Raw genomic sequence first — 13,338 nt, forward strand, 5'->3', positions numbered from 1 at the left:
CGTCAGTATTTCTGCCGGAGGAGCGGCGGAGGTCCGGAAGGCGCGGAAGAGCCTCCGTGGCGGGCACACCCACCACGGAGGCTCTTCGATGCTCCGCGCGCCACCGGTCGCCCGACCGGCTGGAGCTCTAGCGCAGGACGACCGTCCGGTTGCCGTGCAGGATGACCCGCCCCTCGCAGTGCCACTTCACCGCGTTGGACAGGGCCTTGCACTCGGTGTCCCGCCCCGCGGCCACGAGGTCCTCCGGGCCGTAGGTGTGGTCCACGTCCACGAGCTGCTGGGCGATGATCGGGCCCTCGTCCAGCTCGGCGTTGACGTAGTGCGCCGTGGCGCCCACGGTCTTCACCCCGCGGTCGTAGGCCTGGTGGTACGGCTTGGCCCCCTTGAAGGAGGGCAGGAACGAGTGGTGGATGTTGATCACCCGTCCTTCCATCCGGGTGGCCAGCGAGTCGCTGAGCACCTGCATGTAGCGGGCCAGGACCACGAGGTCCACCTCGAACCGGTCCACGAGCTCCAGCAGGCGGGTCTCGGCCTGGGGCTTGGTGTCCGGGGTGACGGGCACGTGGAAGAACGGGATGCCGTGCCACTCGACGAGGCGCTGGTGGTCCCGGTGGTTGGAGACCACCGCGACGATGTCCACGGGCAGGTCCCCGGTCCGGGCACGGAAGAGCAGGTCGTTGAGGCAGTGGCCGAACTTGGAGACCATCACCAGCACCCGGCGCTTCGCCCCGTGCTCGCTGAGCTCCCAGCGCATGTCGAACCGTTCGGCCACCGGGGCCAGGTCCGCCCGGAGGGCCTCGAGGTCGAGACCTCCCTCCGTGGCGGAGGCGACGTGCACGCGCATGAAGAAGTGGCCGAGCCGCCGGTCGTCGAACTGGGTGAGCTCGACGATGTTGCAGCCCTGCTCCAGGAGCACGCCGCTGACGGCGTGCACGATCCCCGGTCTCTCGGGGCAGTCGAGGGTCAGCACCAGCTCCGTCGTGGGTGGAGCGGTGGAGACGGCCTGCGGCTGCAGGCGCTGCTCAGCATTCGATGACGTTGACGGCGAGTCCACCACGGGAGGTCTCCTTGTACTTGATCTTCATGTCGTTTCCGGTCTCGCGCATGGTCTTGATGACCTGGTCGAGCGAGACCGTGTGCTCGCCGTCGCCCTGGAGGGCGAGGCGTGCGGCGTTGATGGCCTTGACCGAGGCGATCGCGTTGCGCTCGATGCACGGGATCTGCACGAGCCCGCCCACCGGGTCGCAGGTCAGCCCGAGGTTGTGCTCCATGCCGACCTCGGCGGCGTTCTCGACCTGCTCCGGGGTGCCGCCGAGCACCGCGCACAGGCCGGCGGCGGCCATGGAGCAGGCCGATCCCACCTCGCCCTGGCAGCCCATCTCCGCGCCGGAGATGGAGGCGTTCTCTTTGATGAGGATGCCGACGGCCGCCGCCGTCAGCAGGAACTCCACCACACCGTCCTCGTCCGCCCCGGCGATGAACCGGGCGTAGTAGTGCAGCACGGCGGGGATGATGCCCGCCGCCCCGTTCGTCGGGGCGGTCACGATGCGCCCGCCGGAGGCGTTCTCCTCGTTGACCGCCAGGGCGTAGAGGTTGATCCACTCCATGGCCTGCAGCGGATCGGTCGCCGGCGGGACGGGGCAGGCGCCGGCGGCCGCCTCGGCCTCGCGCAGCCGGGCCCGCAGGGCCGGCGCCCGGCGGCGGACCTTCAGACCGCCGGGCAGCCGGGCCTCCGTGCGCGTGCACCCGTTCTCCACGCACTCCTGCATGACGGCCCAGATGTGCAGCAGGCTCGAGCGGAGACGCTCCTCGCTGCGCCAGGACAGCTCGTTGGCGAGCATGATCCCGGCGATCGACGTCCCCTCCCGCCGGCAGTGCTCCAGGAGCTGCCGGCCGGTGGTGAACGGAAAGGGCACCTCGGTGCTGTCCTGGACGATGCGGTCCGCCCCGGACACGTCCCCGTCCACCACGAACCCGCCGCCCACCGAGTAGTAGGTGCGCTCCCGCACCGGCTCGCCGTCCGCCCCGTAGGCGGCGAACGTCATGCCGTTGGGGTGCGCGGGCAGCGACCTGCGCCGGTGCATGACGACGTCCTCGGACCGGTCGAAGGGGATCGGGCGGACCCCCGCCAGGCACAGCTGCCCGCGCTCCGTGCTCGTCCGCACCTGGTCGTCGGCCGTGTCGGTGTCCACGGTCTCCGGGTCCTCGCCCTGCAGGCCCAGGATCACGGCCTTGTCCGAGCCGTGCCCGTGCCCGGTGGCCCCGAGCGAGCCGAACAGCTCGGACCGGACCCTGGCGACCGCGTCGAGGAGGCCGTCGGCGGCCAGCCCCTCCGTGAACAGCCGGGCGGCCCGCATCGGCCCCACCGTGTGGGAGGAGGAGGGGCCGATGCCGACGGAGAACAGGTCCAGGGCGGACAGCGCCATCAGGGCACCTCGGGGGCGGCGAACTCCGTCATGGCGTCCAGCAGCCACCGGGCGGTGTACTCGGCGAAGGAGGCTCGCGGCATGATCCGCCAGGTCTGCTCCGCGGTGCGCCACAGCAGCACGGGCACCGGCCCGAGGGTCGCGGAGACGGCGGTGCCGACGCCGAACGCGCGCGGGTGGAGGTCCAGGTGGCAGCCCTTCTCCAGCACGGCCCGGGCCGAGGGACCGTCCAGCTCGAGGGTCGTGCGGTTGGCCGAGAGGTCGACGACGGCGCCCCGCTCGCCGCCCAGCGCCCGGACCAGTCCGGGAACGGCCGGGTCGGTGGACAGCCCGGTGCCGCCGGTCGGCGCGGCGCCGGTGTCCTGCGGGCCCACCAGCAGGAACTCGTCGGGACCGGTCCACACCACGGCCGTGCCCTCGGGACTGCCCGTGACCTGGCCGTGGCCGGTCGGCAGGGGCACGCCGGCCGCGGCCGCGATCTCCTCGGCGGCGGGGGAGCCGGGCGCCACCCGGATCCCGACCATGGTGAGGAAGGGGATCTCGCGCAGCGCCACGCCGCGCGCGCCGGACACGGAGGCACCGGCCATCTGCGCCTGCAGGTCGGCCAGCGGGCTGCGGCGGAGGCGGGTGATGTCGGTCAGGAGCTGCTCAGCCATCTCGGCGGTTCCCTTCGGGGTCGTAGAGCACGGGTTCTGCGATGACGACGTCCACGAGCTGCCCGTCGAGCGGGGCCTGGAGCGTCTCACCGATGCGGTTGCGGCCGTTCTCGACCAGCGCCAGACCGAAGGTCCGCTCGAGGGCTGCGCTGCGGTAGCTGGAGGTGACGTGGCCGACCATCGGCACGGGCCCCTGCTCCGGGGTGATGGGAGTGCCGTGGTCCACCAGCTGGGCGCCCTCCGGCAGCCGGAACGTCCGGTCCACGGGCAGGACCGCGACCAGCTGCTTGCGGTCGGGGCTCGTGGCGGACGGGCGGTCGTAGGATCGCCTGCCGATGAAGTCCTTGGTCTTGGACACCACCCAGTCCATCCCCAGGTCCTGCGGGGTGACGGTGCCGTCGGTGTCCTGGCCGACGATCGGGAAGGCCTTCTCCGCGCGCAGCACGTGCATGGTCTCGGTGCCGTACGGGGTGATGCCGAACTCGGCGCCGGCCTCCGCGACGGACTCCCAGACCGACAGGCCGTACCAGGAGGAGACGTTGATCTCGAACGCCAGCTCCCCGGAGAAGGAGATCCGGCAGATCCGCGCGGGGACCCCGGAGGCCAGCACGGTCTCGCGGAAGGCCATGAACGGGAACGCCTCGTTGGACACGTCCAGCTCCGGGGCGAGCTTCTCGATGACGGCGCGGGACTTCGGGCCGACGACGGCGACGGTGGTGTACTGCTCCGTGACGGAGGTGAACACCACGTCCAGCTCCGGCCACTCGGTCTGGGACCACTCCTCGAGCCAGTCCAGGACCTTGGCCGCGCCACCGGTGGTGGTGGTCATGAAGTACCGGTCCTCGTCCAGGCGTAGGGTCACGCCGTCGTCGAAGACCATCCCGTCGGGGGTGCACATGACCCCGTAGCGGGCCATGCCGGGCTTGAGCTTCTTGAAGGCGTTGGTGTAGACGCGGTTGAGGAACTCCCCGGCGTCCTTGCCCCGGATCTCGATCTTGCCCAGGGTGGTGGCGTCCATGAATCCCACGGACTCGCGCACGGCCGCGCACTCGCGCAGCACCGCCGTGTCCATGTCCTCCCCGGCCTGCGGGTAGTACCAGGGCCGCTTCCACTGCCCGACGTCCTCGAACAGGGCGCCGTGGCCCACGTGCCAGGGGTGGACCGAGGTCACCCGCGCCGGGTCGAACAGCTCGCCGCGCCGCCGTCCGGCCAGGGCCACGAAGGCCACCGGGGTGTAGGGGGCGCGGTAGGTGGTGGTGCCGATGCCGCCCACGTCCGTGCTGTTCAGGGCTGCGGCGATGACGCCGATGGCGTTGACCCCCGAGGTCTTGCCCTGGTCGTTGGCGGTGGAGATGGACGTGTAGCGCTTGACGTGCTCCACGCTGCGCATGCCGGCGCCGGTCGAGCGCAGCACGTCGGCGACGGTCTGGTCGCGCTGGAGGTCCACGAAGTGGCGGTTCCAGCCGGCGGAGCCGTCGTCGGGTCCCGGCACGAGCCACAGCGGCCGGACGGGCGAGGACTCCGTGCTCTCGGCGTGCGGGGTCTCGGGCTGGATCTCGAAGCCCGCGCGGCCGGCGGCCTCGGCGCCGGCGAGGGCGCCCTCGGTGAGGCACCACGCCAGGTCGGTGGTGCCGTTGACGGAGCCCGCGGTGTGCTGGTCCCGCACCGGGGCGGCCGGCACGAACGCCGCGAGGCGCTCGTCCCAGGTCAGCTTCCCCTGCCGCTGGCTGTGCAGGTGGACGACCGGGGTCCACCCGCCCGAGACGGCGAGCAGGTCCGCGTCCACGGTCGTGGGGGTCCCGGTCGGCGTGCCGGAGGCGTCGATCCCGGTGACCGTGACGGCGCTGAGCCGTCCGTCCTCGCCGTCGCCGGCGGTGTCCATGACGGCGCTGCCGGGGAACAGGCGCACCCCGGTGGCGGCGGCGACGTCGGCGGCCCGGCCGTGGATCTCCGGGCGGGAGTCGACCACGGCCTCGACGCGGACCCCGGCGGCGACCAGGTCGGCGACCAGGTCGTAGGCGGAGTCGTTCGTGGTGGCCACGACCACCGCCGTGCCGGCGGCGACCGCGTAGCGGTTGAGATAGGTGCGCACCGACCCGGCGAGCATGACGCCGGGGCGGTCGTTGTTCGCGAACACGACCGGACGCTCGTGCGCGCCGGTGGCGAGCACCACCTGTTGCGCCCGCACGTGCCAGATCCGCTCCCGCGACACCCCGGCGCCCGGGGCCTCGACGAGATGGCCGGTGCGCCGCTGGACGGCGACGACGTAGTTGGCGTCGTAGTTGCCGAAAGCCGTGGTGCGGTGCAGGACCGTGACCTCCGGCTCGGCCTGCAGGGCGGCGAGGGTGCGCTCGACCCAGTCGCGGGCCGGCAGACCGTCGACGGACTCGTCCCGGCCCGACAGCAGGGAGCCTCCGGCCACCGGCTGCTCGTCCATGAGGATCACCCGGGCGCCGGAGCGCGCGGCCTCGCGGGCCGCGGCCAGTCCGGCGGGACCGGCACCGACGACGAGGACGTCGGTGTGCACGTGCTTGTGGTCGTAGAGGGCCTCGTCCTTGCGGGGGTCGAGCTGCCCGAGCCCGCGCAGGTAGGACGCCTGCAGTCCGTCGGTCAGCTCCACCGCGGTGGCCGGGAGCATGGACTCGTCGACGTCGGCCCCGGTGTGCGCGGCGACCTTGACCAGGGCGTTGGGCTCCTCCACACCGGCGGAGACGATCCCGCGCGGACGGCCCAGGTACAGCGAGTCGCCGCAGCGGATGCGCCCCGCGGCGAGCAGGGCCGAGGCCAGGGTGTCACCGGCGTACCCGGTGTGCTCCTGACCGTCGACGGTGAAGCGCACCGGCTTCGTGCGGTCGATGCTGCCGGTGGCGCTCTGCTGCGCCGGCAGGCGGTGGGTCTGGGCGCTCACTGGACGCCTCCGATCTCGGGCTTGGGCTCGCCCATTCTGTAGACGGCCTTGATCTCATAGGTCACGGTGTCGCGGACGACGTTGAACCAGCGGCGGCAGCCGACGGCGTGGGCCCACCGCTCGGCGATCAGGCCCTTGGGGTTGTTGCGGTAGAAGAGGTACTCCGCCCACTCCTTGTCGGAGAGCCGGCTGGGGTCCTCGGGGTAGGGCACGTGGGCCTCCCCGCCGTACTGGTACTCGGTCTCGTCGCGCGGCCCGCAGTGGGGGCACTCGATCAGCAGCATGGTGTTCCGGCCTCCTAGTGGGCCACGGCGGCGGCGCCGTGCTCGTCGATGAGGACCCCGGTCTCGAAGCGCTCCAGGGCGAAGGGCTCGTTGAGGGGGTGGGGCTCGTCGTTGGCGATGGTGTGGGCGAAGGAGTAGCCGGCGCCGGGAGTGCCCTTGAACCCGCCGGTACCCCACCCGCAGTTGACGTACATCTGGTCCACGGGCGTCTTGGAGACGATCGGCGAGGCGTCCAGGGTGACGTCGACGATGCCGCCCCAGGTCCGCAGGACGTGGGCGCGCGCGAAGATCGGGAAGAGCTCCACCGCGGCCGCCATCTGGTCCTCGATGACGTGGAAGGCGCCCCGCTGGCCGTAGCCGTTGTAGGCGTCCACGCCGGCGCCCATGACCAGCTCGCCCTTGTGGGCCTGGGACACGTAGACGTGCACGTGGTTGGACATCACCACGGTGGGGTGCACGGGCTCGTGCAGCTCCGAGACCAGGGCCTGCAGCGGGTGGGACTGGATCGGCAGCCGGAACCCGGCGAGCTCCGCCAGGACCGAACTGTGCCCGGCCCCGCAGAGGCCGACCTTGCCGGCGTTGATCCGCCCGCGGGAGGTCTCCACCCCCACCACCCGGTCGCCGTCCTTGATGAAGCCGGTGACCTCGCAGTTCTGGATGATGTCCACGCCCATCTCGTCGCACTTGCGGGCGAAGGCCCACGCCACGTGGTCGTGCTTGGCGATGCCCGCGCGCGGCTGGTAGGTCGCGCCCATCACGGGATAGCGGATGTCGTCGCCGATGTTGATGATCGGGCAGAGCTCCTTGACCTGCTCCGGGCTGATCCACTCCGCGTCGATGCCGTTGAGCTTGTTCGCGTTGACCCGGCGGACGGACTCGCGGACGTCACCCAGGGTGTGGGCCAGGTTCATCACCCCGCGCTGGGAGAAGAGGAAGTCGTACTCCAGCTCCTCGGGCAGGATCTCCCAGAGCTTCAGGGAGTGCTCGTACATCGCCGCGGACTCGTCCCACAGGTAGTTGGAGCGGATGATCGTGGTGTTCCGCGCCATGTTCCCGCCGGCCAGCCAGCCCCGCTCCAGGACGGCGATGTTGGTCATGCCGTGGTTCTTGGCCAGGTAGTAGGCGGTGGCCAGTCCGTGGCCGCCGCCGCCGACGATCACGGCGTCGTAGGAGGACTTCGGATCCGGGTTGTGCCACAGGAAGTCCGGGTGCTCCGGAAGCAGGTCAGCCATCACCGGGCTCCGTTCAGGACAGGGGCGGACAGGTGCGGGTAGAGGGGGAAGGCCTCGGCCAGGGCCGTGACGCGGTCGCGCAGCTGCTCGGTGAGCTCGTCGGTCAGCTCCTGGATCAGCGCCTGGGCGATGATGTCGGCGACCTCGGTGAACTCCTCGGCCCCGAAGCCGCGGGTGGCCAGGGCCGGGGTGCCGATGCGCAGCCCGGACGAGACCATCGGCGGGCGCGGGTCGAAGGGGACGGCGTTGCGGTTGACCGTGATCCCGATGCGGTGCAGACGGTCCTCGCCCTGCTGTCCGTCGAGCTCGGAGTTCCGCAGGTCCACCAGCACCAGGTGCACGTCGGTGCCGCCGCTGACCAGGTTGATCCCGGTGGCCATGACGTCCGGGGACAGCAGCCGGTTGGCCAGGATCTTGGCGCCCTCCAGGGTGCGCACCTGGCGGTCGGTGAACTCCTCGGCCGCGGCGTACTTGAAGGCGACGGCCTTGGCTGCGATCACGTGCTCGAGCGGGCCGCCCTGCTGGCCGGGGAAGACCGCGGAGTTGATCTTCTTCGCGTGCTCCTGCTTGCACAGGATCACCCCGCCGCGCGGACCGCCGAGCGTCTTGTGCGTCGTGGAGGTCACCACGTCGGCGTGGGGCACGGGGTTCGGGTGCAGTCCGGCGGCGACCAGCCCGGCGAAGTGCGCCATGTCCACCATCAGGTACGCCCCGACCTCGTCGGCGATCGCCCGGAAGGCTGCGAAGTCCAGCTGCCTCGTGTAGGCGGACCAGCCGGCGATGATCAACTGCGGGCGGTGCTCGCGGGCGAGCCGGGCGACCTCGTCCATGTCGACCCGGTGGTCGTCCTCGGAGACCCCGTAGGCGGCGACCTTGTAGAGCTTGCCGGAGAAGTTCAGCTTCATGCCGTGGGTCAGGTGCCCGCCGTGGGCGAGGTCCAGGCCGAGGATGGTGTCCCCGGGCCGGAGCAGCGCGGACATGGCCGCGGCGTTGGCCTGCGCGCCGGAGTGCGGCTGGACGTTGGCGTGCTCGGCGCCGAACAGGTCCTTGAGGCGGTCGATGGCCAGCTGCTCGACGACGTCCACGTGCTCGCAGCCGCCGTAGTAGCGCCGACCGGGATAGCCCTCGGCGTACTTGTTGGTCAGCACCGAGCCCTGCGCCTCCATCACCGCGGACGGGGCGAAGTTCTCCGAGGCGATCATCTCCAGCGTGGACTGCTGGCGGACCAGCTCCTGGTCGACGGCCGCGGCGATCTCCGGGTCGGCTTCGGCCAGATGGGTGTTCAGATCGGGCATCCCTGGGCTCCTCAACGGATTGCGTCCAATGCTGATACGAGTTTGATATATCAGCTGTGGTTCAAAGGTATGCTAGGGGTTCCGGGGTGTCAACGGATGACGGAACGTCTCCGGCAGCCGTGTCGTCGGCCGCGATCCACCGGCCCGAACCAGGAGGGAAGTCATGAGCGTCACGACCATCACCGAGTACGGTCCGGAGGCCCCCGTGTCGCTGGCCGATCAGGCCTACCAGCAGCTGCGCGACCGCCTGACCATGCTCGAGATCCGCCCGGGCGCCATGATCCACGACGGTCACCTGGCCGCCGAGATGGGCATCGGCAGGACCCCGATCCGGGAAGCCCTCAAACGGCTGCAGACGGACCATCTCGTGGTCTCCTATCCCCGGAGGGGCACCTTCGCCACGCAGGTGGACATCACCGCACTGTCCGACGTCTCCGAGCTGCGCCGGAATCTCGAGCCGCTCGCCGCTCGCAAGGCCGCGCTCACGGCCCCGCAGGCCGTCCGGGAGCAGATGCACGCCCTGGTCCGGGATCTGGGCGACCTCTCCGGCGACAGCTCGACGAACCAGGCCTTCATGCGCGCGGACCTCAGCGTGCACCGGCTGATCTACAGGGCCACCGGCAACTCGCACCTGGAGGACACCCTGACGCGGCTGGACAACCTCGCCACGCGCATCTGGTGCCTGGTGCTGGACCGGGTGCCCACGGTCGCCGGGCACGTGAACGAGCACGTCGCCCTGCTGGAGTCGATCGCGGCCGGGCGCGCCGAGGAGGCCGCCGAGCTCGCCCTTGACCACGTGACCAGCTTCGAGCGCACGATGCGGAGCATCCTGTGATCCTGCCCGGCGTGGAAGGGCTCCGTCCGGCGACCGGCCGAGCCGGACGAACGGCGGGACGGGGTGCACGACGCCCTCGCCGGCCCGCACAGGGCCGTGGTTAGGACTACGGTAGGAAACCAGGCCATCCCAGGGAGAGCGTGTCCGCCCATGGCAGCTCCCCGGCCGCGAACGGAAAGCGCGCATCACGTCATGTCCACCACCCCTGCCTCCGTCCAGGACGAGCCCCGCTCCCTCGCCGACCGGGCGTTCCTGCAGCTGCAGGACCGCCTGATCTTCCTGGACATCCCCCCAGGAGCCCCTCTCAACGAGGGGCGTCTCTCGCAGGAGCTCCAGCTCGGACGGACCCCGCTGCGTGAGGCGCTCAAACGGCTCGAGTCCGAGCACCTGGTGGTCACGTACTCCCGGCGCGGGACGTTCGCCACCACCGTGGACATCACCGCGCTGTCGGAGATCTCGCAGGTGCGTGAGGTGCTGGAGCCTCTGGCCGCCCGGCTGGCGGCCGAGCGGCACGGCGGGGACGCACGGGACCAGCTGGAGGAGCTGCGGGACCGGCTGGTCGCGGCCGGCGGCGAGTGGCTGAACAAGGACGAGGCGCTGCGCTGGGACGTGCAGATCCACCGGGCGGTCTACGCGGCGGCCGGCAACTCCCATCTGCAGGTCACGCTGGAGCGCTACAGCAATCTCGCCACCCGGATCTGGTGCGTCGTCGCGGACCGCATCCCGCAGCTGCAGGAGCACATCACCGTCCACAGCGACCTGCTGAGAGCTGTGCTGACCGGCGAGGCGGAGCAGGCCGAGGCCATCATGCTCGCGCACGTCAGGGACTTCGAGACACAGATCCGCCAAGTGCTCTGACCCGCCGGGGGCCGCGGGGCGGCCCGCCCCGCGGCCCCCGCAGGTCTGCGGTCAGGCCGAGATGCCCGACCCCGACGGCTGGGCGAAGGCCGGCTCCTCGCCGGCCTGCAGCGCCGCCTGTGTCGTGTGCAGCACGAGCAGGGCCGTGGTCACCGTGCCCACACCGCCGGGGACCGGCGTGAGGGCCGAGGCCACCTGGCCGGTCGAGACGGGATCCACGTCGCCGACGAGATCACCGTCGTCGAGGACGTTGGTGCCGACGTCGACGACCACCGCACCGGCCCGGACGTGGTCACCGGTGAGCAGGCCGGGCCGCCCGACCGCCGCGACGACGACCTCCGCCTCGGACGTGTACCGCTCGAGCGGCCGGGAGCGGGAGTGGCAGACGGTGACGGTGGCGTCGCGCTGGAGCAGGAGCTGCACCAGCGGCTTGCCGACGACCGCCGAGCGGCCCACCACCGAGACGTGCCGGCCGGCGAGGGGGACCTCGTAGTGCTCCAGGATCTCCACCACCGCCCGGGCCGTGGCGGGGGCGAAGGCCCGTTGCCCCACGGTCAGTCGCCCCAGGCTGAGCGGATTGGCCCCGTCGACGTCCTTGGCCGGGCTGATGTGCGCCACGAGCTCGTCCACGGCCACGCCCGGCGGCAGCGGCGTCTGCAGGATGATCCCGTGGATGTCCTCGTCGGCGCTCAGCAGCGTGAGCGCCGAGGAGATCTCCTCGGCTCCGGCTCCGGCTCCGAGGTCCACGACCCTGCAGTGCACACCGGTCCTGTCCGCGGCCCGCGCGATGGAGCGGACGTACCACAGGGTCGCCTCGTTGTCGGTGGCCACGACCACGGCCAGGCCGGGAACCACTCCGCGCTCGCGCAGCGTGCTGACGTTGTCGTCGGTCTCGGCCCGCAGGCGTTGTGCGACGGGGCCCCCGGTCAGCCGGCGCGCGGTCATGCCATCACCTTCTCGCGCACACGGTCCGTCACGGCCTGGGCGGACCGGACGGCATCGTGGCCGTCCCGGAGCTCGTCCGTGAACTCCGCCCGGACGGCCTCGTCCGCGATCGCGCTGATGTTCATGTCCAGCGTGATCAGGGCCGTGGCGATGGCGGCTCGGGCCGCCTCGGACGCGGCGGCCACGTCGCTGATCACGTTGGGGTTGCTGAACTCGGCCAGCTCCCGGCCCAGGTCGATCACCTCCGTCGCCAGACCGATCAGCGCCCGCGGTGGTGCGGCCGCCGCGATCGTGGCCTGCTGGACGGCCCGGGAACGAGCGGCACGGTCCTCCTGCGAGTCCGAGGGCAGGCGGTAGGCGGCGATCACGGCCGCGAAGGCCTTCTCGTCGTCGTCGGCCAGCCGCAGCGCCTCCGGGATGATGCTGTCGGCCCGGGTGGTGATCCGGAGCGACTGCTCCGCGTGCTCGGCGTACTTCGCGCCGGTGGTGTAGCGCGCCACCATGGCGATCAGGGCGGCCCCCTGGGCTGCGTGCAGCGCTGCGGCCGCCCCGCCCCCGGGCGTGGGTTCCCGGGACGCCAGGCGCGTCAAGTAGTCGTTGAGGTTCTCCGAACCGATCATGTTCTGTGTCCTTCGATGGGCATGGGTGGGCATGGAGGGCGTTGACGGACGGTCGTGGTGTCGCCGGATGCTGCCGGTGCGCGAGAAGCTGCGGCCCCGAGCCCGGTGGCGAGGCAGGCTCGGGGCCGCAGGTCTGATGGGGACGGTGCAGCCGGCTGAAGCGGCTCAGCGGAAGACGACGGTGCTGGATCCCTCCAGGAGCACGCGGTGCTCGCAGTGCCAGCGGACGGCCCGGGAGAGGGCCAGCGCCTCGGCGTCCTGCCCCACGGTGGAGAGGGCCCGGGGATCGTGGGAGTGGTCCACCCGGATGACCTCCTGCTCGATGATCGGCCCCTCGTCCAGGTCCGCCGTGACGTAGTGGGCGGTGGCACCGACCAGCTTGACGCCCCGCTCGTAGGCCTGGTGGTAGGGACGGGCCCCCTTGAACCCCGGCAGGAAGGAGTGGTGGATGTTGATGGCCCGTCCCGCCAGCGCGCGGCACAGGTCGTCGGAGAGGATCTGCATGTAGCGCGCCAGGACCACCAGGTCGATGTCGTGCTCCTCGACCAGCTCCAGCAGCCGCTGCTCCGCCTCCTCCTTGGTGGCCGGGGAGACGGGGATGTGGATGAAGGGCAGGCCGGCCGCCTCGGCCATGGGACGGAGATGCTCGTGGTTGGAGACCACCAGGGCGATCTCTCCCCCCAGACCACCGGCCCGCCACCGGAAGATCAGGTCGTTGAGGCAGTGGCCGCCCTTGGACACCATGACGAGCAGCCGGGGCGGGGTCTGGTCATGGATCTGGTAGCGCATGCCGAACCGCTCGGCGATGGGAGCGAAGTTCCGCTGCAGCGTCTCGTGGGTCAGCTCGAGCGGACCGGTGAAGGCGGTGCGCAGGTGCACCAGCCCGTGCACCGTGTCGTCGAACTGCTGGTGCTCGTTGATGTTGGCCTCGTGCGCGAGGAGGAACTCCGTGACGGCATGGACGATCCCGACCTGGTCCTGGCAGGTGATCGTCAGTACGAACTGGGGAAGCGTCCGCCCGTTGGGTGCCGCTGTGGAGGCCACGCTCGGCTGCAGGGAGGAAGGAAGGCTGTCTACGGCGGTCATGGAAGGCTCCTGCTCGATGGGCGTCTACTGGGGATGGCCGACGGGCCGGTGGGCCGGCCGGGGCGGTGCCGAGTGGTTCGACATGGCGCTCCGCCCCGGCCGCGCAGCCGTGCGGGGCGGGGGTGGCCCCCCACACCCCCCCCCGCGGGAGGGGGGCGCCGGGGGGGGGGGGCCGCCCCCCAGACTAGGGGGA

The 13,338-nt window shown here is 71.5% G+C and carries 12 protein-coding genes; 2 read left to right on the forward strand and 10 right to left on the reverse strand.

Features of this window, described 5'->3' with window-relative positions; all coding sequences use genetic code 11:
• Positions 1-127: 127 nt before the first annotated feature.
• From purU (ACFU0Y_RS04270) to glyA, 7 genes are read right to left on the reverse strand one after another with little or no spacing between them, the layout of a single operon-like run.
• The gene (purU, locus tag ACFU0Y_RS04270; RefSeq protein WP_380213216.1) at positions 128-1,015 is read right to left on the reverse strand and encodes a formyltetrahydrofolate deformylase; all 888 of its coding nucleotides are present in this window, start codon (positions 1,013-1,015) and stop codon (positions 128-130) included.
• 7 nt (positions 1,016-1,022) lie between these two features.
• Positions 1,023-2,426: an L-serine ammonia-lyase gene (locus ACFU0Y_RS04275; RefSeq protein WP_380213205.1), complete on the reverse strand. Its 1,404-nt coding sequence runs from the start codon at positions 2,424-2,426 to the stop codon at positions 1,023-1,025.
• The gene (locus ACFU0Y_RS04280; protein WP_380213206.1) at positions 2,426-3,082 is read right to left on the reverse strand and encodes a sarcosine oxidase subunit gamma; all 657 of its coding nucleotides are present in this window, start codon (positions 3,080-3,082) and stop codon (positions 2,426-2,428) included. The genes ACFU0Y_RS04275 and ACFU0Y_RS04280 overlap by 1 nt, the downstream gene beginning before the upstream one ends.
• A complete protein-coding gene (locus ACFU0Y_RS04285; protein ID WP_380213207.1) occupies positions 3,075-5,990 on the reverse strand; it encodes a sarcosine oxidase subunit alpha family protein in 2,916 nt (971 codons plus the stop codon). The genes ACFU0Y_RS04280 and ACFU0Y_RS04285 overlap by 8 nt, the downstream gene beginning before the upstream one ends.
• On the reverse strand, positions 5,987-6,274 hold the full coding sequence (locus ACFU0Y_RS04290; RefSeq protein ID WP_380213208.1) for a sarcosine oxidase subunit delta: 288 nt from the start codon (positions 6,272-6,274) through the stop codon (positions 5,987-5,989). The genes ACFU0Y_RS04285 and ACFU0Y_RS04290 overlap by 4 nt, the downstream gene beginning before the upstream one ends.
• A gap of 14 nt (positions 6,275-6,288) precedes the next feature.
• A complete protein-coding gene (locus ACFU0Y_RS04295) occupies positions 6,289-7,506 on the reverse strand; it encodes a sarcosine oxidase subunit beta family protein (RefSeq protein WP_380213209.1) in 1,218 nt (405 codons plus the stop codon).
• Positions 7,506-8,801, reverse strand: coding sequence for a serine hydroxymethyltransferase (gene glyA / locus ACFU0Y_RS04300; RefSeq protein ID WP_380213210.1), 1,296 nt, complete (start codon positions 8,799-8,801; stop codon positions 7,506-7,508). Before glyA ends, ACFU0Y_RS04295 begins: the two co-directional genes overlap by 1 nt.
• Before the next feature lie 163 nt (positions 8,802-8,964).
• Between glyA and ACFU0Y_RS04305 the strand changes: the two genes are divergently transcribed.
• Entirely contained in the window at positions 8,965-9,636 is a 672-nt protein-coding gene (locus ACFU0Y_RS04305; RefSeq protein ID WP_380213211.1) for a GntR family transcriptional regulator, read from the forward strand.
• A gap of 192 nt (positions 9,637-9,828) precedes the next feature.
• Positions 9,829-10,494, forward strand: coding sequence for a GntR family transcriptional regulator (locus ACFU0Y_RS04310; protein WP_380213212.1), 666 nt, complete (start codon positions 9,829-9,831; stop codon positions 10,492-10,494).
• A 51-nt stretch (positions 10,495-10,545) separates the two neighbouring features.
• Here ACFU0Y_RS04310 and ACFU0Y_RS04315 read toward each other — a convergent pair whose 3' ends face one another.
• The 3 genes from ACFU0Y_RS04315 to purU (ACFU0Y_RS04325) all read right to left on the reverse strand — a co-directional run bounded on the left by ACFU0Y_RS04315 (position 10,546) and on the right by purU (ACFU0Y_RS04325) (position 13,145).
• Positions 10,546-11,439, reverse strand: coding sequence for a bifunctional 5,10-methylenetetrahydrofolate dehydrogenase/5,10-methenyltetrahydrofolate cyclohydrolase (locus tag ACFU0Y_RS04315; RefSeq protein WP_380213213.1), 894 nt, complete (start codon positions 11,437-11,439; stop codon positions 10,546-10,548).
• On the reverse strand, positions 11,436-12,059 hold the full coding sequence (locus ACFU0Y_RS04320) for a cyclodeaminase/cyclohydrolase family protein (RefSeq protein WP_380213214.1): 624 nt from the start codon (positions 12,057-12,059) through the stop codon (positions 11,436-11,438). Before ACFU0Y_RS04320 ends, ACFU0Y_RS04315 begins: the two co-directional genes overlap by 4 nt.
• Positions 12,060-12,224: 165 nt before the next feature.
• Positions 12,225-13,145 (reverse strand): formyltetrahydrofolate deformylase, encoded by a 921-nt coding sequence (gene purU / locus ACFU0Y_RS04325; RefSeq protein ID WP_380213215.1) that lies wholly within the window; start codon positions 13,143-13,145, stop codon positions 12,225-12,227.
• Between the last annotated feature and the right edge of the window lie 193 nt (positions 13,146-13,338).

This window comes from Kocuria sp. NPDC057446 (assembly GCF_042802875.1).
GTDB lineage: Bacteria > Actinomycetota > Actinomycetes > Actinomycetales > Micrococcaceae > Kocuria.